The organism is Brucella sp. NBRC 12953 (genome assembly GCF_040369775.1).
Taxonomy (GTDB): Bacteria; Pseudomonadota; Alphaproteobacteria; order Rhizobiales; family Rhizobiaceae; genus Brucella; species Brucella pseudogrignonensis.
The window spans coordinates 285,440-307,486 of record NZ_BAABSV010000005.1 but is presented as its reverse complement, the minus strand read 5'-3'; the positions used below and the strand labels follow the sequence as shown (position 1 = coordinate 307,486).

The following is a 22,047-nucleotide window of genomic DNA, read 5'->3' as shown; positions in this document are numbered from 1 at the left end:
AATGTCTGTTGGAAAGCAATATATTCGCGGCGGCTTAGCCCTTATCATCGGCCTTGCAGGCGTTCTGATGGTTCTCTGGGCGTGGCAATTGCCGCCCTTCAAGCACAGCATCGAGACGACCGACAATGCTTATGTCCGGGGGCAGGTCACGGTCATAAGCCCGCAGGTTGCGGGCTATGTTACCAAGGTCGATGTAACCGACTATCAAACGGTCAAACAGGGACAGCTTCTGTTTGAAATCGATAGTCGCAGCTATCAACAGAAGCTGGATCAGGCAGAGGCTTCGCTTGCCAGCAAAAAGGCAGCACTGGCCAATTCCGAGCAGAGCCAGCGTTCTGCGGAAGCAACGATCCAGTCGCGGCAGGCACAGATTTCAGGTGCTAATGCAGCGCTGGAAGTGGCGCAGGCCAATGCGAAGCGCGTAGAGGCTTTGCTGCCGCGCGGTGTTACAACGCAAAGCTCGGCTGACACAGCGCATGGTACGTTGTTGCAGGCGCAGGCTTCCGTTGAAGAGGCGCAGGCAGCTCTTGCGGTTGCAAAGCAGGATCTCCAATCCATTATCGTCAATCGAGACAGCTTGAATGCGGATATAGCCAATGCGGAGGCAACAGTAGAACTGGCAAAGATCGACTTACAAAACACCAGGATCTTGGCTCCGCGTGATGGCAAACTCGGCGAGGTTGGCGTGCGGCTCGGGCAATATGTGACGGCAGGCACTCAGCTTGTCTCGCTTGTTCCCAACACCAAATGGGTTGTTGCGAATTTCAAGGAAACCCAGCTTTACGGCATGAAGGTTGGTCAGCCGGTGACGTTCACTGTTGATGCACTTCGCCACGCTGAGTTGAAAGGCCATATCGAGGCGTTTTCACCAGCTGCGGGTTCTGAGTTCAGTGTTATCAAATCCGATAATGCAACTGGCAACTTCACCAAGATCACACAACGTTTATCAGTCCGCATCGCCATCGATGAGGGGCAGCCGGATGCTGATTTGCTTGCACCCGGCATGTCTGTTGTGGTTCGGGTTGATACGGCTGCGAATTAGCGGGCTTTAAAGATCAACCATGGCTGGCATCATTCGGAACGAGGGGCTCTGTCTTTTTCACCTTGTCACGGTGGAAGATGAACAGACCAGCCAGAACAATGATTGCAGCCCCAAAGAGGGTTTGGCGATCCGGTAGATCGTTGAAGAACATCCAACCGAACACGATCGCCCACAGCAATAGCGTATATTGTAGTGGCGCCAATACCGATGCCGGTGCGAGCTTGAGTGCCCGGGTAATCAGCAGATGTGCAAGGCAGGCAACGATACCAAGCAGAAGCAAAGCCAGCAATTCGCCTGTGGTAAACGGCGTCCAATGTCCGATACTCAGAACACCACCAACAACAAGACAGCCCAACGTCTGCCAGGTTACGAGCGTCGCGTCTGGTGTGGAGCGCAGAACACGTCCTAGTACCAGTGTCATCGCGAAGGAAACACTGCCCAGAAGGCCGAAAACGGAAGGCCATGACAGCATCGCAGAAGATGGACGCAGCGCGATGATAACGCCGATAAAACCAATGAAGACAGCAAGCCAGCGCCGCCAGCCGATGCGTTCACCAAGCAGGAAGTGCGAGAGAGCTGCGACGTAGATTGGGCCTGCCATGTAGAAGGTCATCACGTCTGCTAGCGGAAGGAAAGTAACCGCCGCATAGAAAAGGCCTGTATCTGCAGTTGCCAGAACCACGCGCGCCAATTGAAGCGAAGGCTTTTCAACCTGAAATAGGGCGCTTGCCGGCTGGCGCGATAACATCGGGCCGAGCACAAAGAAGGCACCAAACGAGCGGATCAACAAAACTTGACCAACTGAGAAACTGGCTACAAGCCATTTGCCCATGGCGTCGTTTAACGCGAACATGAAATCGCCAAGCAGCATCAGAAGGATGCCGGCCAATACAGCGTTGCCGCCCACGGCAAGTGCCGCTTTCTTATTCATAATTTCTGGGTGCCCCGACCACTGGTTCAACGCGTTCTCGTGCGCAAATCCATTGCTGAAGTTTGCCGGATAATCTCGCTGCATGTTTGAATAGAATCTGCTTACTCCTCGCTTCATGCCTTTGCAAGATGCTCGGTGGCCTACGTACATCAGAACAAGCCTTCTCAAGTCACTCGTCCTGAGCTATAGCGGCTTCGCTTCACTGTGAGGTCATCATGGATTCTGGAAACGCTGAGTCGAAACCGATTTTCGGGATCGCGCTTGCCTCTGCAGGTTATGCCTGCTTCGCCTTGCAAGATGCCATTGTTAAATGGCTGGTTGCAGATTATGCGGTTCCGCAAATTCTATTCATGCGAAGCCTCGTGATTGTAGTCATTACCGGTGGGCTTGCGTGGCGGCTTCGCCATCCCTCAATTTTCAAGAGCAAGTATCGCGGCACACTCGTACTGCGCGCTGGTCTGATGCTCTTGGCTTGGCTTCTGTTCTATAATGCCGCCCGCCATCTTGGCCTTGCCGAGCTCACAACACTTTACTTCTCAGCGCCGATCATGGTGATGTTTCTGTCGATCTTTATTCTCAAGGAGAAGATCGGGGCAGGGCGCTGGGTCGCGTGTATGGGCGGCTTCGTCGGTGTGTTGATTGCGGCCAACCCAACCCATACTCCAAACCTGATACCCGCTATTATGTGCGTGATTGCAGGCTTTTGCTGGGCTCTGAGCACGATTTTGATCCGCCTCGTTAGTCGGACCGAAACGACTTTGACCCAGATGTGGGCCACAAGCCTTCTTTTTGGTATTGCCTGCGCTGTGTCCTTCCCTTGGGTGTGGAAGACGCCTGACGCATCGGCATGGGTATTGATGATTGGCCTTGGCCTTGTTGCAACGATTGGACAATATCTTCTTTATGAAGGTTTTCGTCACGCACCCGCCTCTGCGCTCGCGCCGACAGAATTTACTGGCCTCATTTGGGCGTTCCTCTATGGTTACGCGATATGGGCGGAAATCCCGGCTTCAAATGTCGCTTTCGGTGCTGTGCTGATTGTTTGTTCGAGCCTTGTTTTGGTTGCCTGGGAGAAGAGCACGGCACGAGCACGGGCAGTACAACCTGGTTGAGTGTTGCGATCTCTGATCTGCTTTCGAGTTGATATTTAAAGAGGAATGCTTTTCGGTTGTGAAAGTTTGATGTATCGACGGGCATCACTGGAGACCGAAATGCTAACCACATCTTCTCAAGATTCGGTATTGAGACAGCGCTTTGAAAAGCACCGTTCGGAGCTGACACGCTCCGAGCTCGCGGTCATCGAGTATCTTTTGTCGATGCCCGTTGAAGAAATGATCTTTCAGAATGCTGAGGACATAGCTGCAAAGAGCGGAACCAGTGACGCGACGGTAATTCGTGCGGCACGTCGGCTGGGTTTCAGCGGTCTGCCGGAGCTCAAGCGGCTTTGCAGCCGTCCCATAGCAAAGGCACAGCCAACGACTGAAAGGCTTTCCCAACGGTTTCGCGCAACTGGCGATGACCTCTCGGTCGTCAAAAAGCGGGTTTTTGAAACAGCCCGCGAAATTGTAACCTCCACTGAAGAAAAGCTCGAAGCGGATGCCCTTGCGCAAGCTATGCAAGTGCTCGAACAGGCTGACACCATTTGGTGCATCGGCATTGGCCGCTCCGAAGTTGAAGCGAAACACTGTTCCATCGCGTTGAGCCGCGTCGGGCTGCGAACAAGGTTTAGCGGTGAAGCTGGTTTTTCGCTCGCCAACGAGCTCATTGATCTGCGCTCGGGCGATGTCATTGTGCTTTTTCATGCAGCGCGCGAGACCAAAGAATTTAAACTCATTCTTGATCAGTTTGCGGCCATTGGCTGCCACGTTATACTCGTATGCGGCGCGCAGCTTAGGGATGCCTATCAGGATAAAGTGGCGGTAGTTTTGTGCTGTGTCGGCTCTGCGACAGGACTTGCCAGCTGGACGGTCGGTGCCATTGTCGTTTCTGAGACTCTGGCTTACAGCATCGCAACAAAAAATCAGCAACGCGCCCTCGATACAAAAAAGAAGCTCGCTGATTTCAGAAACCGCCTAGCGTAGTTGATCGGACTCGTTGTGCTTGATGACTAAAAAACCTTTTAGTATCATATAATTATAATGGCCATGCTCTCCGTATCTCTTTCTTCAAAAATAGAAATTCGATCCTGATCGAAAAAAGATGAGGGTTATGGTAATGTTTATTGAAATTCTCACTTCAGTAATGTAGTAGTCACAACATTGCCGCAATCGGCGGTGACCCAATTTCTGTTTTTGAGGCGCAGCAGATGAAATCCATTCCTGAGATATTGTTCTGACAATAGGTCATGACGGCAGGGTCGCCTTCATCTGACCTGCACCGCTTTCTGTCTTCCTTTCCGAGCACAATGCCAAAATGCGAAATGACATTTTCGCAGCGGCTCAGTGCAACTTTTTTCCGCCCTGAGGAACTTCCATGGTTCGCCATCGCATTATCGCCACGTCCGCTCTGCTGGCTTCCGTCGCCATCCTGCCTTTTCATGCTTTCGCTCAGGATGCTGAGAGCAGCCAGAAAATTGATGCTGATCGTGGAATTGTCCTGGACGCGATTACCGTTGTGGGCAACTGGCTTGATGCGCCCAATAAGGAAAAGATGCTCAAGCATCCCGGCGCACGAACAATCGTGGATCGCAAGGAGTTCGAGGAACGCGGCGCGCAGGATATTCGCGACGCGCTTAATCAAATTCCAGGCGTACAAGTGCAGGAAAGCAATGGCACCGGCGGCAGCGATGTTTCTTTGAACCTCGGTGTTCGCGGTCTGACATCCCGCCTGTCGCCACGTTCGACGGTACTGATGGACGGTATTCCTCTGTCTTACGCACCCTACGGGCAGCCGCAGTTGTCTCTGTTTCCGCTGACTTTAGGCAATGTGGAAACCATCGACGTGGTTCGTGGCGCAGGGTCGGTGCGGTATGGTCCGCAAAATGTGGGCGGCATCATCAATTTTGCTACCCACCCAATTCCTGAAGATTTCACAGCACGTTTCTCGGCGGGTGTTGAAATGAATGGCGGCACCAAAGCAACGCCTAGTGCGCTTATCGGTGGCACGAATGCTGACGGTTTTGGCGCAGCGCTTCTGTATTCAGGCATTCATGGCACTGGTTATCGCGACAGCAATGATCGGACTGATATTGATGACCTTATCCTGAAGGGCAAGTACGAACTCTCGGATACGGATACATTAAGCGTTCAGTACCATCACTATACCGGCAAAGGTAAAATGCCGGGTGGGCTTACAACCGCTGAATTTGCAGAGGATCCGTTCCAGTCCACGCGCCGCTACGACGAATTCACTGGGCGACGTAACGATATTTCGCTGCGTTATCAGCACAATGACGGTGTCAACAATCTGGAAATTCTTGGCTATTACGTCAGCTCATTCCGAGGCAGCCATGTCGAACAGCAGGGCACCGGGGCGAATGCAGGACGCTATCGTCTGACATCGGCACCGCGTGATTATTCCTATTACGGTATCGAGCCGCGCTATTCGCGTGTGATTGAGATGGGACAAACCACCCATGAAGTCACTGTAGGCTATCGGTATCTTTCGGAAGAAAGTTCGGAGGTTGCGGCGAGAACGGCATTCTATAACCGTGCCTCGGGCGTTAATCCTTATGCGCTTCCGATGAACACCTATCAGACGAGCGATGGCGGAACGACTGCTCATGCCGTCTATATCGATGACAAGATTCAGTATGGAAACTGGACGATTACACCGGGTGTTCGTTATGAAATAATCAACACCAACAACACAGTAACCGATTTCAGTAATGGTGCAGTGACTGGGCAGAAATCACCGGAACTGGATGCAAAAGAAGCCCTGCCGACCATTTCTGTTGCTTATCAGGTCAATGATGTCTGGAGTGTTTTTGCCAATGCGGGTGTATCGTTTGGCCCGCAACAATATAGCCACCTCGCTTCGACGACCGAAGGTCTTCAGCCTGAGAAAGCGAAGACCTATGAAGTTGGCACGCACTATGAGGGCGACAGCCTGAGTGCTGAGTTCACGGCTTTCTATATCGATTTCGACAAGGAGCTTTATCTGGGGCGCACGATTGTCGGTGAAGGCATCTGGACCAATCTCGGCGCAACTGAACATAAGGGCATTGAAAGCGGCCGCTCGGTACGATCTTGGTGGGGTATCACAAGCGCTGGAAGGCTTGTCCATCTATGGCAATTATACCTATACGCAGGCGACCTACAGCGCTGGAGCGTTCAAGGGGAAGGATTTGCCGTTCTACTCACGCCACACGGGAATGATCGGTGCGAGCTATCGTTATGCTGATTGGTTGTTCAATGCCGATGTTACAGCACAGTCCAAGCAGCGTTCGCCGGGTAATGCCACCGATGGCGCGACCTATGTGACAGAAGAGGACGCGACCGGCCGTCTGGGTGACATTCCCGGTTATGGGCTCGTTAATCTTCGGGTTGCTTATCAGCCTGAAGACATGAAGTACGCCCCTAAATTTGCCTTCGGTGTTAAAAACCTGTTTGACAAAGAGTATTTCACGAGAGCGACCGATAACAATGGCGGCAAATTTGTTGGCCAGCCACGGACGTTCTTTGTGAATGCATCGGTCACGTTTTAAGAGCATACATTGCTACGCTGGGATTTCCCCCGGCGTAGCCAGCTACTGTGAGAGCTTTTCTCGGGCGCGCCGGGTAATGGCTCAAAACTTCGGATGAGTACATGGCAGGCATCAACCGACGCGAATTCAATTTAGCGTTCATGAGCATGATCGTAGCGCAGGCCTGTGCGGCGTCTGTACCGGCATTGGCAAGTGACGACATTCGCTCAATAAAACATGAACTTGGAACAACTGAGATTACGGGCAAGCCAACGCGTGTCGTTGCGCTTGAATTTTCGTTTTTGCAGACCCTTGATGTATTGGGCGTTGTTCCGGTTGGTATATCGGACGACAATCAATCAGCACGCGTCGAGCAACTGCTTGGCAAGAAGATTGATTATGCGTCTGTCGGTACACGTCTGGAGCCCAATCTTGAGCTGATCAGCACGCTCTCGCCCGATTTGATCATCGCCGATGTGACTAGACATTCTGCCGTTTATCAGCAGTTGAGTTCCATTGCGCCGACCATTGTACTCAATAGTTGGGAAGGTGACTACGACACCATCAAGTCTTCGGTTATTACAATTGCCGAAGCGCTCGGTGAGCGCGCGAAAGGTGATGAAGCTATTGCACGACATTCAGAAGTTATGTCGAAAATTATTGCTCGGATTCCGGCCACTGAACAGCGACGTATCCTGCTTGCAGTGGCGACACCGGATTCGCTTAGTCTACACACATCTTCTTCGTTCACGGGTTCCGTTTTCAAAGCGATGGGACTAACGCCTGCCATACAGTCGGGTAAGCCTGTAGAGAGTGGTGCAAATCTTGAGCGCCTGATTGCCGTAAGCACAGAGATTCTACTCATTGGTGTCGATTCCGGCGGCACGATTGTCGATCAGTGGAAAGATAACACTGCATGGAACAATATTCCTGCCGTTCAAAACCATATGGCGTTTGAAATAGACCGTACGCAGTTTGTACGTTTCCGCGGGCTGAAAATCGCAGAATTGCTCGCTCAGGAAGTGCTTTCAAAAGTCTATGGCGGAAAGTAAGTAGCTGTGACAGTGGAGGCCGGGCATAAGCAGACGTCAGGTTTGATCAACCCTGTTCTTTTGGGCGCGATCCTGCTGGCTGTCTTTTGTGTGGTGCTTCTGGCAAGCATTGCCTTTGGCGTGTCTGATCTTTCTATCGGTCGTGCGTTACAACTCCTGTTTCAACCAGATGGCTCGGCACAAAGCGCGCTTGTGTGGGATATACGTTTGCCGCGTGCCGTGCTCGCAACGCTGGTCGGCGCTAACCTCGCGGTTGCGGGTGTGCTGATCCAGACGCTGACCCGTAATCCGCTGGCCTCACCACAAACATTCGGCATCAATGCCGGCGCATCACTTGCAATCGTGATCTGCCTTATCGCTTTTCCGTCATTTCGTGGTGTTGGAACTGTCTGGCCTGCTTTTTTTGGCGCGGCAATCGTCGGTTTTGCGATGTGGATGCTGGCGATCTCCGGACGCATGAGCGATATAAAACTGGCTCTTGCCGGTATTTCGATCCAGCTCGTCCTCTCTGCGCTGGTTCAGGCGATTTTGATTGCCAACAACTCCGCGCAGGACATCATCTATTGGCTTGCCGGTTCGCTCAACGCGGCCCAATGGGCAAAGGTTTGGATTATTCTGCCATTCTCGCTATTGGGCGGATGCATTGCGCTTCTTGGTTCACGGCATTTTGCCATTCTGGCGCTCGATCAGAATACGGGTGCTTCACTTGGGCAAAATGCTCAGCGTGTAGGTGGTGTTGCTGCGCTACTTATCGTCATTCTGGCCGGTTCCGCAGTGGCCGTCAGTGGACCAATCGGTTTCGTCGGATTGCTTGTACCTCATGCTATGCGGCGTTTGGTCGGCGCAGATCAGACGAGTGTCATTGCCCTTTCAGCCATTGCTGGACCGTTGTTGTTGAATGCTTCTGATTTGCTAGGGCGTGTTCTCGCTTTTCCAGCCGAAGTGCCGGTTGGTATTGTGACGGCACTGATTGGCGCCCCTGCTTTTCTGTTCATTCTTTATGGCAGGCGGCTTAAATGAAGACGTCTGCCGAACATCAGGCTAACCGAAGCGCATTTGTAGCATGCAGCTTTATTTTTGCGCTGCTTGTCGCGATTTCCATTCTTAGTATCATGGTTGGCGCGGTGCGTTTGAGCCTGTCCGACATCATAACCGCAATCAGCGGCGGCAAAAACGCTTTCATCGTCATGCAATACCGCCTGCCGCGCCTCGGCGTCAGTATATTGGCCGGAGGTGCATTCGGATTGGCAGGGGCTTTCCTGCAGGGTGCATTGCGTAATCCACTCGCTTCGCCCGATGTCGTTGGCATTACGAAATGGGCCGGTCTTGGCGCATTTTGTGCTGCGATGTTGGCGCCAGCTGCCTGGAGTGTTTGGGCCATTCCGCTCGGTGTTGTTTTAGGTGCCTTGCTGGGTGCCGCGACACTGTTTCTGATTGCACGACAGTTCGGTGGAAGCATTACAGCACTGGTTCTGACAGGTGTTGCGGCAGGCATGATGGCGCACGCATTAATGCAATATATGATGGTCTTGTTTCCGACACGCGCTGATCAGTCCATGATCTGGCTTGCAGGTAGTGTCTATGGACGAACGCTGAATGATGTCGTCATCCTGGCGGTCTGGCTTTTTGCCTGCCTGCCATTGGTGGTCCTTGCTTCGAGCAAGCTTGACGCCAGCGGCTTTGGCGACGACACGTTGAACAGCATCGGATTGCCGCCTGCCATTTTACGGGGCGGGCTCGTTCTCACATCCGTATTGCTTTCCGCCGGTGCGGTTGCGGCTGTCGGCAGTATGGGATTTCTCGGTCTGTTGGCGCCGCATATTAGCCGCTTGATGGTTGGTTCTCGCAGTCGCTATTTGGTTCCGGCAAGCGCTTTGGTGGGAGCCTTGGCGCTTTGTCTTGCGGATTTGATCGGGCGCGTGATTGCACTACCCAATGAGATACCCGCAGGCATCATTGCTGCAGTTGTCGGCGGGCCGTATCTCGTTTTTCTCCTTTTCAAGGAAGCAGGTTGAAATGGCTGATATCCATCCTTCTCGCCTATATGCCCGCAACATCACGGTTGGCTATGCACAAGCCGAAGTTCTGAAGGATGTTGATGTAACTATTCCTAACGGCCAGATCACGGCTGTTGTCGGTGCTAATGGTTGCGGAAAATCCACCTTATTACGTGCACTCGCGCGCCTTATTCAGCCGACAGAAGGTACCATTCATCTAGGTGGAAAACCTATTGCGTCGATGACGAGCAAATCTGTAGCACAACAACTCGCTTTTCTGCCACAAAACCCTGTTTCGCCTGATGGCTTGACCGTGCGGCAACTGTGCCGGTTTGGGCGCCATCCGCATAAAGGCTTTCTATCGCCTCTCACGAAAGACGATGACAAGCTGGTTGAGCAGGCACTGGCAGCAACGGGATTGATCGATTTTGCGGAGCGCCAGCTTGATCAGCTTTCAGGCGGTCAGCGGCAGCGAGCATGGATTGCCATGGCGTTGGTTCAGGAAACGCCACTACTGTTGCTGGATGAGCCGACGACCTATCTTGATATTGCTCACCAGCTTGAAGTTCTTGAGCTTTTAAAAAAGCTTAATCAGGAGCGTGGACGTACCATCGTCATGGTTGTGCACGATCTTAATCACGCCGCTCTATATGCGCATCATCTGATCGCGATCAGCGAGGGCCGCGTTTATGCTTCGGGTTCACCAGCGCAGCTTTTGACACCGAAACTGGTGAAGGACGTGTTTGGGATTGAGGCGCTGGTCGTGCCACACCCGCTCTATGAAACCCCATATTGCTTTCCAATCGCGGCTCGATAAGCGGCTGCGACTAACATTTGGCGGCTCTAGCTGTCTGTCTGCGTATGTTTAAAGCGACACCTGTTCCCACTTTTATCGGGATAGTTTAATGTGTCCTATAATAAGCCTATATTACATAAAAGAGACATTTCATCTCATTGAGGCATACTGAATGCAAACAATAGCTTTTGTGGTCTTCGACGGATTTTCATCAATGGCTCTGGCCGCGCAGCCGGTTTTCGAGGCAGCCAACTCGATTTTGGGTGAGGAAAAGTATCACGCGGCTGTCTTCTCAGAGCATGGCGGCCTTGTCAGCTCGTCTGGTGGTCTTTCGATCATGACCGCTCCTTTGGAAGACAATAAGTTTGATACGGTGATCATCGCTGGTGGTACGACGGCTTTTGAGGACGCTTCCGAAGGGCTGATCCGCTTTGTGCGCAGCAGTTTTGAATCGTCGCGTCGTGTCGCTTCCATCTGCACTGGCGCTTTTGTTCTGGCACAGGCAGGACTTTTAGATGGCCGAAAGGTGACGACCCATTGGGCTTGTGCGCGCAGCCTGAAAGAACGTTTCCCAACCGTCATTCTGGATGAAGACCGCATCTTTGTGAAAGACGACAAAGTCTGGACATCAGCGGGTATGACTGCCGGCATCGATCTGGCACTTGCAATGGTAGAGGAAGATCATGGCCCAGATGTTGCCCGCCGCGTTGCGCAGGCTCTTGTGATGTACCACAGGCGTGCTGGCGGTCAGTCGCAGCATTCTGCTCTGCTTGATATGGGCGCAAAGTCGGATCGTATCCAAACAGCCCTTACATATGCACGCGCAAATCTCTCGCGGGCTTTAACGGTTGAAGATTTGGCTGAGGTTGCAAGGCTTAGTCCGCGTCAGTTCAGCCGCGCCTTCAAAGCGGAAACCGGACATTCTCCCGCGAAGGCAGTTGAAAATCTTCGCCTTGAAGCCGCGCGTCTTATGATGGAGCAAAGCCGACACAGCATTGATGAGATCGCCGGGCAAACCGGTTTCCTTGACCGGCGGCGGATGCGTGAAGCTTTTCTTCGTGGCTTCGGCCAGCCACCTCAGGTCATCCGTCGTAATGCGCGGCAAGGGGCGATCTAGTCGCACTCTTTGCAGAACAGAAGATGTCCTAATTACGTAATATATACGTCATTTGAGACGTGAGGCATCTGGCTTATTTTTCAGATATCGGGTCGTTCCGACCATCTGGAGAACTAGAATGTCTGCGAATTCATTAGGTAAAGCCCTCATAACTGGTGCCTCAACTGGCATCGGTGCTGTCTATGCCGATCGTCTTGCCAAACAAGGCTACGACCTCATCCTCGTGGCGCGAAGTGCGGATAAACTCGAAGCTCTTTCGAATAAACTCATCGCTGCGACAGGGCGATCAGTTGAAGCGCTTCCAGCGGATCTGACGAACGCTCATGATGTCCGCGCCGTGGAAGATGTACTTAAATCTGACGAGAATATCAGTCTTTTGATCAACAATGCTGGCGCGGGTGGCGTGAAGCCGCTGCTCGATAGCGATGTGGACGATATGGAGAAGATGATTACGCTCAATATCACCGCACTGACACGGCTGACTTATGCCGCCGTACCTGGGTTTATCGCGCGGGGGCGTGGGACAATCATCAACATCGCGTCAGTTGTTGCGATAGCACCAGAGCTATTGAATGGCGTCTATGGTAGCTCGAAATCGTATGTTCTGAGCTTCAGCCACTCCCTCAACCATGAGCTGGCAGACAAGGGTATTCGTGTTCAAGCAGTTCTACCGGGCGCGACGGCCACCGACTTCTGGAGCATTGCTGGTAAACCAGTGGAAGAGCTGCCGCAAAGCATTGTGATGTCAACGGATGATATGGTCGATGCCGCACTTGCTGGTCTCAAAAATGGTGAGCGCGTTACCATTCCAGGGCTGCATGATGTTGAGAAATGGACAGGTTTTGAAGCTGCGCGCGGTGAACTCTCCACGTTGTTTGGCAATTCAAAGCCAGCTGCGCGATACCTTTAAACATACTCCGAAAACTGTGATGCTGGGCGAGAAATCGCCCAGCACATTCACCAAATTAGGTGATCGCATATCGTGATATGAAATATCATTCATGCACGATAAGCTGGAACCAGGTGTCGAGAAAACGACTGCGTTTTAATCCGTCGAGATAAACCAGAAGCTCCGGTCCAAGCTCGACAGGTTGCAGTGATGCAACGTCCGAGGGACTCGTTTCTGATACAAGACCAGTTTCTTGAAGGATCGCCTGACCGTTAGAAGACAGAAGAAATGTGATCGCCTGCTCGGCGATGTTTGCGTGTTTGCTTCGATCCGGGATGAGTGCGGTCCAGGGCAGGGCGACAACGTAATCCTGTGGTACGATGACTGCAAAATCCCGGGCGTCATATTGCCATTTGCTTACGTCTGACAACGGCACGTTATAAGCAAGATCGATTTTGCCAGCCGATAACGCCTGTAACAGCTCCTCACTTGTATCAAAAATACGCGCTTGTGACGCGCCGAAAGCGCGGACGATACGCCAGAACAGCGGCGATCGGATCGAATCCTGAGCCGCCAGTGTGTAACTGACATTATCAATGCCAATATTGACGACCCCGACACGCCGTTGAAACCGCGTTGCGTTTTGCTCCAGCAATCGTGCGAGTTCGATGCGTGTCGTTGGTAGTTCATTGTCGAGCGCACGGCGTTTGACAACACTCACCGCTGGATCGAAACCGATGCTGAACAATTCGCTGCGCCAGTGAGCTTGTGGTGCTAATCCGGCATTGCGGACAATTCCATTTCTTGGCTGCGCGCCGCCTTCGTTGGCTATGAGTACTGCAAGATCGGGTGTCGAGAGGATAACGAGATCGGCGGCACTCGCTTCTTCGGCACCAGCTAGAAGCCGCGAGGTCCATTCGCCCGGTCTGATCTGTCGATAAGCGATATTGACGCTAGGCAACTGACGGGACAGACCAGCTTGTACGGGGGCTATGGTTTCGGGTGCGATGTCACCGACAATCTGAAACTCGGGCTTTGATGCCGGGTCATCTTGCGCATGCGTGTTATGCCATGAAGGAACAATCAATATCAGAACGGCACAGAATTGCAGGATGATGCGTTTCATGTGCGCTGCTCTGGTGTCGTTGCGGGCAATTTCACCAGCACGCTTGTTCCACCACCTTCGCGGTCACGCAGTTCGATCTGGCCGCCTAATGCCTCCGCAACCATTTTTGCTATCGACAAACCAAGGCCGGAACCGGGCTTTGACTGGTCCACTCGGACAAAGCGCTCGAAAACACGGTCTTTCATGTCGGTCGCAAGCCCAGCGCCTCTGTCATGAACGCCAAGCGTGATCGTAGCTCCATTCTGGCTAAGGCTGATTGTAACAGGGCCGGGTGCATGAACGAGTGCGTTTTCGACGATATTGCGGATCATTTCTCTGAGGCTGATGGTTTCGCCACTCACATAGAGCGGCTCATCAGGCACATCAAAGCTGATGGTTTGTTGTAGATCAGAATAACTGCCTTCAGCGCGCAGTCTCCGGACTGCTTCCTGTGTAATCTGCCGCAGATCGAGCGTTTCGAGCTTTCGCGACTGAATACTGTGCAGTGTCGTCGCTTCAGACAGAAGCTGATTTGCGAGAAGGCTTGCGCTTATGGAATTGGCATGGACACGGGCAAGGATTTCCTTTTGCCGGTTTGGATCAGTTTCTTCGAGCGACAGTTCGGTCAGCGCACGCAAGGCCGTGAGTGGCGTGCGCATCTGATGCGCTGCATCGGCAGTGACCAGCTTCAATCCGGCAAGCACATTGTTCAGACGTCCCATGAAGTCATTGAGTGCTGCGACAAGCGCGCTGACTTCCTTAGGGATTGGACCGGCCAGCGGATTGAGATCGGATGAGGAACGCTGGCGCAGATCAGATTCAACCGTCCGCAGCGGTCTGAATGCAAATCTGATTGCGACCCAGATAAGCACCAGTGCGAGCAAAGCCACTCCAAGCGCAGGCAAGAGAGTGTTGAGGCTTAGTTGCAAGGTCAGCTGTCTCCGTGCTTCGCGCGTTTCCCCAACCAGGACATCGACCCAGCCGCCGCCTTTTGCGTCGCTGTGATAGCGTGCGACAGCAGCAATTCGTACTTTTTCCCCACGATAAATGCTGTCGCTGAGGCGAACACGGCTATTATTGCCATGCGGAATTTCTAGCCCGAGAATGGGCGAACCAGTCAGGAGGCTGCCATCAGGTGCGACGACACGATAGAAAATGCGATTGAGCCGTGAGGTGCCCAGAATGGAAAAGGCCGAGTGTGGGAGATCGACGCTGAGCGATCCATCCTGCAGAGTTATCGTGTCTGCGATGGATAGGGCGGCAGCACCAAGAACACGATCAAACGCTTCATCAGCTGCACGATGCGCATACCAGCGGCCAAGAAAGAAGAGCAGAACGGTGACAGCAAGCAGCGTCAATCCACTGCCCACCAGAATGCGGCGCTGGATTGAATATTCCCTGTTTGCGGCTCCTTTGACCATCAGAGTTGCGGCGCTTTAAGCCTGAGCAGATAGCCCACGCCGCGTTGTGTAACGATCTCAACTGTGCTGTTCTCGAGCTTCTTCCGCACGCGTGAAACCAGCAGTTCGATAGCATTGGGTGTGCCGGTATCTTCATGCCCAAACAGTTTCAGAACCAGCATATCTTTTGGGACCGTGACATTGAAACGGGTGGCAAGCATTTCCAGAACGTCGAATTCGCGCCGCCCGAAATCCAGTGGCTCGTCACCCTGCATCACTGATCTTTGTGTCAGGTTGATCGATAGTTCGCCGATCCGCAAAACCGGCTGCGCCACGCCCATATGCCGTCTTGCGACAGCTCTGATACGGGCAACAAGCTCCCTGAGATCGAAGGGTTTGACTAGATAGTCATCAGCGCCAAGCTCGAGAAGGTCGATCTTGTCGGCAATCTGATTGCGAGCGGTGATTACCAATACCGGACACGACAAGGATTGTTCGCGCATACTGCGCAGGATGGCAAAACCGTCACGTCCCGGAAGGTTGATGTCGAGTACGACCAGATCAAAGGAGCCATTTACAGCCAGATCTTCCCCCTGCACGCCATCATAGACAGTCGTGACAGAGTGGCCTTCCTTTTCAAGCTTTGAAGCAATAGCAAACGCAATATCGATTGTGTCTTCTACAAGAAGGATACGCATGTTGTGTTCGACGATTCTACTCAAGGTTTTCGGGACGACAGGATTCTGACAGTTAGAATTGCTAGTATCTGGGACAATACTGGATGAGGCTGCGGCGCTTGTATCATAGCAAGTGTCCAGGGAGGAAAAAATGTTCTGGCGCGGGTTGGCATGTCGTATCGGCATGACCTTGTTTGGGCTTCAGCTGTGCATCGCTTATGCGAATGCCGCTGATGCGGCTTGCGCTTATCGCGGTGCGCTGGATGAGCGTTATTGCGACGAGAACCGCGACCTTGTCGCAGATACTCCCAAAGACGCTTCCCAGTGGCGTGATCCGCAAACACTCGTATGGGCTTATTCGCCCATCGAAGATCCGGCGGTTTATGCGCGGCTTTTCAAGCCGTTCACCCAGCATCTTGAGGCCTGCCTTGGACGGCAGATCGTTTATTATCCGATTCAGTCCAGTGCCGATGAAGTTGAGGCGATGCGTTCAGGACGTCTGCATTTTGCGGGCTTCTCGACAGGGCCGACAATTGAGGCGGTCAATCGCGCAGGTGCTGTTCCTTTTGCCGCCAAAGGCACTGGCGATCAGATGCGCGGCTATCGGCTGGTGGCGGTCGTGCGCGCGGAATCGCCCTATGAAAAATTGGGTGATCTTAAAGGGCATCGCGTCGCCCATGCGTCATTGTTCTCAAATTCTGGCAATGTCGCGCCACGCGCTCTCTTTCCAAAAGAAGGCCTCACGCCGGGGCAGGACTATGCGCCTATCATGTCGGGCGGACACGATAAATCGATCCTCGGTGTTGTCGCCGGTGATTACGATATGGCGGCGGTTGCCTCCGATGTGCTTGAACGCATGATTGAGCGGGGGCTTGTGAAGCGTGATGCCGTTCGTCTGATCTATCAGAGCGATCTGTTTCCGACCTCTTCATTTGCTTATGCTCACAATCTTGCGCCGTCGCTCGTGGCGGAGATGAAGCGCTGCTTCTTCAATTTCACATTCACGCCTGAAATGAGAGCCGAGTTTCAGGGCGACGATCACTTCATTCCCATAGATTACGCAGCCGCGTGGTCCGTGGTGCGCGAGGTGAGCGAGAAGGCTGGCGCACCGCCTCCATAATTCGCTTCATAGCAAGCGATCAATTCGCATGGCATTTCTCTGAGTGCCAGCTCCCGCAGCAAGCCAGAACACAGTCAACTGCAACCCGATTGGGTTTCGGTCGGAGTCTCTTCGGCTCAAAGTGGATAAAATAATGAGTTTTTACAAGCAACTAACCTACAAATATAAGGTCTATAATGCAGACCCCACGACACTGATCGGGGTTATGCTGGCAATCGTCTTTGCCTATCTGATTGCAGCGCCAATCGTGCTGCTTTTGTCAGATGCAGTGATTGTCCAATTTGCTGATCGGGCACGCTCGGGCCAGCAGATTGGAGAATTGACCTTTTATTATCTCAACCGTGCGTTCTTCTCGGCGATTTCGACAGATGTGTTCTGGCGTCCGCTTTGGAACACAGCAATCATCGCACTTGGTTCGATTGCCTTTGCGCTTGTCACGGGCATTCCGCTGGCATGGCTTTTAAGCCGCACAAATTTGCCGGGCAAGAAGTGGTTCTCGACAGCATTGATCGTTCCTTACATGCTGCCTTCGTGGACCTTCGCACTGGCTTGGCTGACCCTGTTTAAAAACCGCACCACCGGTGGTCAGCCAAGCTGGATGGAAGCTTTGGGCTTCTCGCCACCTGATTGGCTTGCTTACGGCATGTTGCCAATCACGCTCATTCTGGCCATGCACTATACGCCATTCGTGATACTGCTTTTCGGCAATGCGTTGCGGCAGTTTGATTCCACGCTTGAAGATTCAGCCCGTGTCATGGGCGCAGGCAAATTGCTGATCGCGCGCCGTATCATTCTTCCATTGATGCTGCCCTCGCTTGTGTCGGCTTCAACGCTGATCTTCGCCAAATGCCTCGGCGACTTTGGTGTCGCCTATATTCTTGGCGTGCCGGTTGGTTTTGACGTTCTGGCGACGTCTCTTTTCCGCGCGATTTCGACCAGCCAGGCAGGCATGAGTGCCGTTCTTGCGGCGACCATTGTCGTGCTTGGTAGCATATCAATCTTCCTCGATATGTATCTGCTCAAGGAAGCGCGCCGTTTCGTCACTATTGGCAATAAGGGTTCTATGAACCGCGAGACAGACCTCGGTCGTTTCCGTGTGCCTGCATTCAGCTTCGCCGCACTCATGTTCGTTGTCAGCGCGTTCATTCCGCTGATGGCGCTTCTGCTGACGACGGTTATGCGCGTGCCGGGCGTTTTCACGCTGGATAATTTCACGCTGGATTTCTGGATCGGCACCGATCTTAACACCACTGCAATGAGCAATGGCATCCTCCTGACAGGCGAGTTCTGGAAAGCGACCTGGAACACGTTGTGGATCGTCGGCTCGGCTGCATTGGGTGCAGGTCTGCTTGGTCTTCTGGTCGGCTATGTCGTGGCTCGTACGCCTGTTTCGCTTGTTGGCACGTTTCTGCGTCAGGTGACATTCCTGCCTTATCTGGTTCCGGGCATTGCCTTTGCTGCGGCCTATCTCACGATGTTTGCAGTGCAGCGTGGTCCGCTTCCGGCCCTTTACGGAACGCCGATCCTGCTGGTTCTCGCGATCCTTGCTGATCAGATGCCGTTCGCATCGCGCGCGGGTATCTCTGCAATGATGCAACTTGGCAAAGCGCCTGAAGAAGCGGCCCAAATCGTCGGTGCCGGTTTCTGGCGTCGTCTGGTTTCGATTGTCGCGCCGATCCAGAAAGGCTCTCTGGTTTCAGGTATTCTGCTGCCGTTTATCTCTGGCATCAAAGGCTTGAGCCTCGTCGTCGTGCTGGCTGTGCCGGGCATGGATGTTCTCACCACCTATGCATTGCGCCTCGTCGATTACAGCTATAGCCAGGCCGCAAATGCAGTCGTTTTGATGATCTGCGTCATCGCCTTTGGCGGCACGGTCATTGTTCAAAAACTCACCAACAGCAAATTGTCTGACGGATTGGGAGGCAAATAATGTCGAGCATTACTATTCGCGATGTCAGAAAGAGCTACGGCAAAGCCGCCCGCGCCGCAGTTGAAAAGCTTTCACTCGAAATTCCAAAGTCGGAGTTTCTCTGCCTGCTTGGACCTTCGGGCTGCGGCAAGACGACGACGCTCCGCATGATTGCGGGTCTTGAATATCCAACCGAAGGTCAGATCCTCGTCGATGGTCAGAAGATCGTGTCGGTTGATGACGGCATTTATGTACCACCAGAAAAGCGTGGCATGGGGCTGGTGTTCCAGAACTATGCCCTTTGGCCACATATGACGGTCGAACAGAATGTCGAGTTCGGCTTGAAGTTGCATAAGGTCGCCAAGGCTGAGCGTCAGCGTATTATAGATGACGTTCTGCAGAAGCTTGGCATCGAGCGTTATCGCGACCGTTTGCCAGCACAGATGTCTGGCGGTCAGCAGCAGCGCGTAGCGCTTGCGCGTATGCTGGCGCTTAAGCCCGATATTATTCTGCTCGATGAACCACTTTCCAATCTCGATGCGAAACTGCGTCTCGAAATGCGCGCGGAACTCAAGCGTATTCATCAGGAAATGGGGTCGACGGTCGTATTCGTAACCCACGACCAGTGGGAGGCCATGACATTGGCAACCACGATTGCGGTGATGAGCGAAGGCGAGTTGCAGCAGCTTGGCACGCCTGACGACATTTACGAGCGGCCGGCCAATCGCTTTGTGGCTGAATTCATCGGCAATCTGCCGATCAATATCATCGAGCTTAATGACAGCAATAACGGCGCGTTGGCGACATGGGCACGCGATTACCTCAAGGCGCAGAGCATCGCGGCAAGCAATGTCGGATCCGTCGGTATCCGGCCGGAATCCGTGCGTCTCAGCGATACGCCTGTTGAGCAGGGGTGTGTGGCCAAAGTGGTCGATATCGTGCCCACCGGCGGTAGCTGGATCGTCGAAATGTCAGTTCATGGCGAGCAGTTTTTTGCAATCGCTGCAGATGCTCCAGCCCAGAAGGCTGGCGATGAAATCTGGTTCCATGTCGAACGCAGTCACGTCCATGTGTTCGACAGAGAAGGCAAGCGCATCAGCGACTGAAAAGCGGCGCATCAAATGCGCGTCGATGCTTTCGCTTTCAAACAATAATTATCAACTTTGGAGGAAATAATGAGTTCAACCCTTCGCAAATATGCGGCCCTTTCATTGAGTGCCACACTTCTGGCAAGCACGGCTGCCTTCGCAGAGCCTGTTGCTGAAATCGGCATCAAGGATGCGGATTACTCGCTCGAAGCGCTGATTGAAGCGGCCAAGAAAGAGCCGGGCATTACCGTTGTGGACGCAACTGGCAAGATCGTCACCATGGCTGAAGCCTTCACCGCAAAATACGGTGTGAAGGCTACAGGCGTGAAAATGAACGGCCAGAACCAGGAACAGGTCATTCTGCGTGAAGCGGCTGCGAACAATGTTCGCACTGATGTCTTCAACATGAGCAATCTGCCATCAGTTACATCGGAAATCATCGTTCAGGGCGCAGGTCTCAGCTGGCTTCCCGTCGATCTCAAAGATCAGGTGCCTGCGGAATATCAGAACCCGGCCATTACCAGCCTTAACCCATGGGTGTGGGCATATAACTCGGATGTCCATGGAGATAAGTGCCCAATCGACAATATCTGGGCATTGACCACGGAAGAATGGAAGGGCCGCATTGCTATTCCTGATCCGCTCCTGCGCAACGAAACCATGTTCTGGTTCAATCAGATTGCCGAGCATGATGATGAAGCCATGCGCAAGGCCTATGAAGAGTTCTTCGGTGAGCCACTGAAAACCGATGAAGCAAGCGCGACTGCTGAGTGGGTCAAGCGCTTCGCCAAGAACCGCCCGAGCGTTACGCGGAGCGATACGGAGGTCGGTCCGATCATTGGTGCAAAGGGACAGGAAAAGCCATTCATGGGCTTCCTCAGCACCTCGATTTTCCGTGATGCCAAGAAGAATGGCTACACGATGGGCATTTGTGCAGGCATGAAGCCTTGGGCCGGACAGCTGACGCCACGCGTTGCCGTTATCGCATCCGGTACGAAAAGCCCGAATGCATCGAAGCTCTTCGTGCATTACATGATGACGGAAGAGGGTATGGCTCCGCAGTTGGCAGACGGAAAAATTTCGTCGAACAAGGGCGCGAAGATTCCAGAAAGCGAAGTGTCTGGCATCGTGAAAGTCATCGATCAGCTCTATGTGCCACATTCCGAGACCGCTGAAAGCGACTATTCAAAGCTTCAGGATTGGCAGGATTTCTGGACCATCAATTCGCGCTAAGTCGTGATTGAGTTGGTTTAACCGGCAGAAGGGCGGTGATCGCCCTCCTGCCACCAATGCCTTGTTTGCGGCTTATTCATTGTTAGAAATGTTAGAGCCGACAGCCTATTCAATGTGCGATACTGATCGGCAAGCAATAACTATCCTGCTTGAAAGGTCTCTCAATGAAGACGGTAGCATTTACACTTACTGCGTTTGCTTTTTGCGTGGGCTCTGCTCATGCATCCAGTCCGGCTGCTTGGGAGGCGCTTCATACCAAAGTCGTCAGTTCATGCATGGCGAAATCATCCATGGTCAGTCCATTTGTTTCCGAGCCTGTCGACTTTGATGATAGCGTTGGGAAAGTAGCACTGCTTTTGCGTGAAGGGTCGACCCGCAATCGCAAGCAAGCCAAAGATACAACTGTTGTTTGCCTCTACGACAAGCGTTCAGGTAAAGTCGCGATTGAAGAGGTTCAGTGGAAGAAGAACTGATCGGGTTTTGCTTTTGCAGCTGCATCAGGCCGTTGCCATAATTACCAGGCTTTCGATGCTATAATGTGTCGAAAGCCTTAGTTTTTTAAGCTATCAGTCTTCATCAGGATGCGCGAGTAACACTTTGAAATCATTCGCATTGTAGCGATGGTTGACGGAAATTTGTTACCAACCAATCATGGTCTGATCTTCGCGTATAGAAGGTGTAGAAGCACTCGGTATGTTCGACATATCCGGGAGTTTCAGTTCCTTTATAACGTTCTCCGCGACGTGTTTCTTGTACCTCTCCGTTATACTCACCAGCAATGGCTTGCGTTTTGGTTCGGCTCCATTGATAGGCTTGCTCGTTTGCGCTCAGCTTATAGACATTATCGGGAGGGCCGTAATCGAGCATAACGCTACTGATGGGTGCGCCAATATAGTTCTTCATGATTTGCGAAGCACAGCCTGTCAGCATTACAGCTGTGCCAAGAGCGGCTATTCCCCAGTGGGAGGCAGGAAATAAACTGATTGCCATGATTGTTCCTATCGGTTGCTATTGGCAGCAACGATATGAGCCAAGATTGCAAGTACATTGCACGTTTTGGTTGTTCA

At 52.8% G+C, this 22,047-nt stretch carries 19 protein-coding genes and 1 pseudogene; 15 read left to right on the top strand and 5 right to left on the bottom strand.

Going from position 1 to position 22,047, the window contains the following annotated elements; translation table 11 throughout:
- Window position 1: 1 nt before the first annotated feature.
- Window positions 2–1,042 carry an HlyD family secretion protein gene (locus tag ABWV94_RS14415; RefSeq protein WP_007878425.1) on the top strand — a complete coding sequence of 347 codons (1,041 nt, stop codon included), beginning with the start codon at window positions 2–4 and terminating at the stop codon, window positions 1,040–1,042.
- Window positions 1,043–1,055: 13 nt separating this feature from the next.
- Here ABWV94_RS14415 and ABWV94_RS14410 read toward each other — a convergent pair whose 3' ends face one another.
- Window positions 1,056–1,973: a DMT family transporter gene (locus tag ABWV94_RS14410; RefSeq protein ID WP_113499272.1), complete on the bottom strand. Its 918-nt coding sequence runs from the start codon at window positions 1,971–1,973 to the stop codon at window positions 1,056–1,058.
- Between the two features lie 215 nt (window positions 1,974–2,188).
- Here ABWV94_RS14410 and ABWV94_RS14405 point away from each other — a divergent pair, with 215 nt between their 5' ends.
- The 9 genes and pseudogenes from ABWV94_RS14405 (at window position 2,189) to ABWV94_RS14365 (ending at window position 12,469) form a co-directional block, all read left to right on the top strand.
- Window positions 2,189–3,085, top strand: a complete 897-nt coding sequence (locus ABWV94_RS14405; RefSeq protein WP_064321542.1) for a DMT family transporter — start codon at window positions 2,189–2,191, stop codon at window positions 3,083–3,085.
- A 99-nt stretch (window positions 3,086–3,184) separates the two neighbouring features.
- Window positions 3,185–4,054 (top strand): MurR/RpiR family transcriptional regulator, encoded by an 870-nt coding sequence (locus tag ABWV94_RS14400; protein WP_113499274.1) that lies wholly within the window; start codon window positions 3,185–3,187, stop codon window positions 4,052–4,054.
- A gap of 391 nt (window positions 4,055–4,445) precedes the next feature.
- Window positions 4,446–6,618, top strand: a pseudogene (locus ABWV94_RS14395) (TonB-dependent receptor family protein).
- A gap of 101 nt (window positions 6,619–6,719) precedes the next feature.
- A complete protein-coding gene (locus ABWV94_RS14390; RefSeq protein ID WP_113499063.1) occupies window positions 6,720–7,649 on the top strand; it encodes an ABC transporter substrate-binding protein in 930 nt (309 codons plus the stop codon).
- A gap of 42 nt (window positions 7,650–7,691) precedes the next feature.
- Complete coding sequence (locus ABWV94_RS14385; RefSeq protein WP_353413994.1) at window positions 7,692–8,669, top strand: FecCD family ABC transporter permease; 978 nt, start codon at window positions 7,692–7,694, stop codon at window positions 8,667–8,669.
- On the top strand, window positions 8,666–9,664 hold the full coding sequence (locus tag ABWV94_RS14380) for a FecCD family ABC transporter permease (RefSeq protein WP_353413992.1): 999 nt from the start codon (window positions 8,666–8,668) through the stop codon (window positions 9,662–9,664). The genes ABWV94_RS14385 and ABWV94_RS14380 overlap by 4 nt, the downstream gene beginning before the upstream one ends.
- Window position 9,665: 1 nt before the next feature.
- Window positions 9,666–10,463 carry an ABC transporter ATP-binding protein gene (locus ABWV94_RS14375; RefSeq protein ID WP_007878449.1) on the top strand — a complete coding sequence of 266 codons (798 nt, stop codon included), beginning with the start codon at window positions 9,666–9,668 and terminating at the stop codon, window positions 10,461–10,463.
- Between the two features lie 151 nt (window positions 10,464–10,614).
- Window positions 10,615–11,559, top strand: a complete 945-nt coding sequence (locus ABWV94_RS14370; RefSeq protein WP_113499067.1) for a GlxA family transcriptional regulator — start codon at window positions 10,615–10,617, stop codon at window positions 11,557–11,559.
- A 118-nt stretch (window positions 11,560–11,677) separates the two neighbouring features.
- Complete coding sequence (locus ABWV94_RS14365; RefSeq protein ID WP_112812930.1) at window positions 11,678–12,469, top strand: SDR family NAD(P)-dependent oxidoreductase; 792 nt, start codon at window positions 11,678–11,680, stop codon at window positions 12,467–12,469.
- An 85-nt stretch (window positions 12,470–12,554) separates the two neighbouring features.
- On the opposite strand, the gene ABWV94_RS14360 is transcribed toward ABWV94_RS14365, so the two are convergent.
- From ABWV94_RS14360 to ABWV94_RS14350, 3 genes are read right to left on the bottom strand one after another with little or no spacing between them, the layout of a single operon-like run.
- On the bottom strand, window positions 12,555–13,574 hold the full coding sequence (locus tag ABWV94_RS14360; protein ID WP_353413989.1) for an ABC transporter substrate-binding protein: 1,020 nt from the start codon (window positions 13,572–13,574) through the stop codon (window positions 12,555–12,557).
- The gene (locus ABWV94_RS14355; protein ID WP_353413987.1) at window positions 13,571–14,974 is read right to left on the bottom strand and encodes a sensor histidine kinase; all 1,404 of its coding nucleotides are present in this window, start codon (window positions 14,972–14,974) and stop codon (window positions 13,571–13,573) included. Before ABWV94_RS14355 ends, ABWV94_RS14360 begins: the two co-directional genes overlap by 4 nt.
- Complete coding sequence (locus ABWV94_RS14350; protein ID WP_112806089.1) at window positions 14,974–15,651, bottom strand: response regulator transcription factor; 678 nt, start codon at window positions 15,649–15,651, stop codon at window positions 14,974–14,976. Before ABWV94_RS14350 ends, ABWV94_RS14355 begins: the two co-directional genes overlap by 1 nt.
- 130 nt (window positions 15,652–15,781) lie before the next feature.
- Between ABWV94_RS14350 and phnD the strand changes: the two genes are divergently transcribed.
- The 5 genes from phnD to ABWV94_RS14325 all read left to right on the top strand — a co-directional run bounded on the left by phnD (window position 15,782) and on the right by ABWV94_RS14325 (window position 21,453).
- Window positions 15,782–16,750, top strand: coding sequence for a phosphate/phosphite/phosphonate ABC transporter substrate-binding protein (phnD, locus tag ABWV94_RS14345; RefSeq protein WP_200637677.1), 969 nt, complete (start codon window positions 15,782–15,784; stop codon window positions 16,748–16,750).
- 133 nt (window positions 16,751–16,883) lie between these two features.
- Entirely contained in the window at window positions 16,884–18,680 is a 1,797-nt protein-coding gene (locus ABWV94_RS14340; protein ID WP_353413984.1) for an ABC transporter permease, read from the top strand.
- Window positions 18,680–19,765 carry an ABC transporter ATP-binding protein gene (locus ABWV94_RS14335; protein ID WP_200637679.1) on the top strand — a complete coding sequence of 362 codons (1,086 nt, stop codon included), beginning with the start codon at window positions 18,680–18,682 and terminating at the stop codon, window positions 19,763–19,765. The genes ABWV94_RS14340 and ABWV94_RS14335 overlap by 1 nt, the downstream gene beginning before the upstream one ends.
- Window positions 19,766–19,834: 69 nt before the next feature.
- On the top strand, window positions 19,835–20,980 hold the full coding sequence (locus ABWV94_RS14330; protein ID WP_064321554.1) for an ABC transporter substrate-binding protein: 1,146 nt from the start codon (window positions 19,835–19,837) through the stop codon (window positions 20,978–20,980).
- A gap of 164 nt (window positions 20,981–21,144) precedes the next feature.
- Entirely contained in the window at window positions 21,145–21,453 is a 309-nt protein-coding gene (locus ABWV94_RS14325) for a hypothetical protein (protein ID WP_312468687.1), read from the top strand.
- Between the two features lie 130 nt (window positions 21,454–21,583).
- On the opposite strand, the gene ABWV94_RS14320 is transcribed toward ABWV94_RS14325, so the two are convergent.
- A complete protein-coding gene (locus ABWV94_RS14320) occupies window positions 21,584–21,970 on the bottom strand; it encodes a hypothetical protein (protein ID WP_353413981.1) in 387 nt (128 codons plus the stop codon).
- Window positions 21,971–22,047: the final 77 nt, after the last annotated feature.

Excerpts from the sequence above, each read along its gene's own strand:
- ABWV94_RS14375 (WP_007878449.1), top strand. The coding sequence starts at position 9,666 with ATGGCTGATATCCATCCTTCTCGCCTATATGCCCGCAACATCACGGTT.
- ABWV94_RS14400 (WP_113499274.1), top strand. The coding sequence starts at position 3,185 with ATGCTAACCACATCTTCTCAAGATTCGGTATTGAGACAGCGCTTTGAA.
- ABWV94_RS14360 (WP_353413989.1), bottom strand. The coding sequence starts at position 13,574 with ATGAAACGCATCATCCTGCAATTCTGTGCCGTTCTGATATTGATTGTT.
- ABWV94_RS14340 (WP_353413984.1), top strand. The coding sequence starts at position 16,884 with ATGAGTTTTTACAAGCAACTAACCTACAAATATAAGGTCTATAATGCA.
- ABWV94_RS14405 (WP_064321542.1), top strand. The coding sequence starts at position 2,189 with ATGGATTCTGGAAACGCTGAGTCGAAACCGATTTTCGGGATCGCGCTT.
- ABWV94_RS14410 (WP_113499272.1), bottom strand. The coding sequence starts at position 1,973 with ATGAATAAGAAAGCGGCACTTGCCGTGGGCGGCAACGCTGTATTGGCC.
- phnD (WP_200637677.1), top strand. The coding sequence starts at position 15,782 with ATGTTCTGGCGCGGGTTGGCATGTCGTATCGGCATGACCTTGTTTGGG.
- ABWV94_RS14370 (WP_113499067.1), top strand. The coding sequence starts at position 10,615 with ATGCAAACAATAGCTTTTGTGGTCTTCGACGGATTTTCATCAATGGCT.
- ABWV94_RS14335 (WP_200637679.1), top strand. The coding sequence starts at position 18,680 with ATGTCGAGCATTACTATTCGCGATGTCAGAAAGAGCTACGGCAAAGCC.
- ABWV94_RS14350 (WP_112806089.1), bottom strand. The coding sequence starts at position 15,651 with ATGCGTATCCTTCTTGTAGAAGACACAATCGATATTGCGTTTGCTATT.
- ABWV94_RS14415 (WP_007878425.1), top strand. The coding sequence starts at position 2 with ATGTCTGTTGGAAAGCAATATATTCGCGGCGGCTTAGCCCTTATCATC.
- ABWV94_RS14320 (WP_353413981.1), bottom strand. The coding sequence starts at position 21,970 with ATGGCAATCAGTTTATTTCCTGCCTCCCACTGGGGAATAGCCGCTCTT.
- ABWV94_RS14330 (WP_064321554.1), top strand. The coding sequence starts at position 19,835 with ATGAGTTCAACCCTTCGCAAATATGCGGCCCTTTCATTGAGTGCCACA.
- ABWV94_RS14325 (WP_312468687.1), top strand. The coding sequence starts at position 21,145 with ATGAAGACGGTAGCATTTACACTTACTGCGTTTGCTTTTTGCGTGGGC.
- ABWV94_RS14390 (WP_113499063.1), top strand. The coding sequence starts at position 6,720 with ATGGCAGGCATCAACCGACGCGAATTCAATTTAGCGTTCATGAGCATG.
- ABWV94_RS14365 (WP_112812930.1), top strand. The coding sequence starts at position 11,678 with ATGTCTGCGAATTCATTAGGTAAAGCCCTCATAACTGGTGCCTCAACT.
- ABWV94_RS14355 (WP_353413987.1), bottom strand. The coding sequence starts at position 14,974 with ATGGTCAAAGGAGCCGCAAACAGGGAATATTCAATCCAGCGCCGCATT.
- ABWV94_RS14380 (WP_353413992.1), top strand. The coding sequence starts at position 8,666 with ATGAAGACGTCTGCCGAACATCAGGCTAACCGAAGCGCATTTGTAGCA.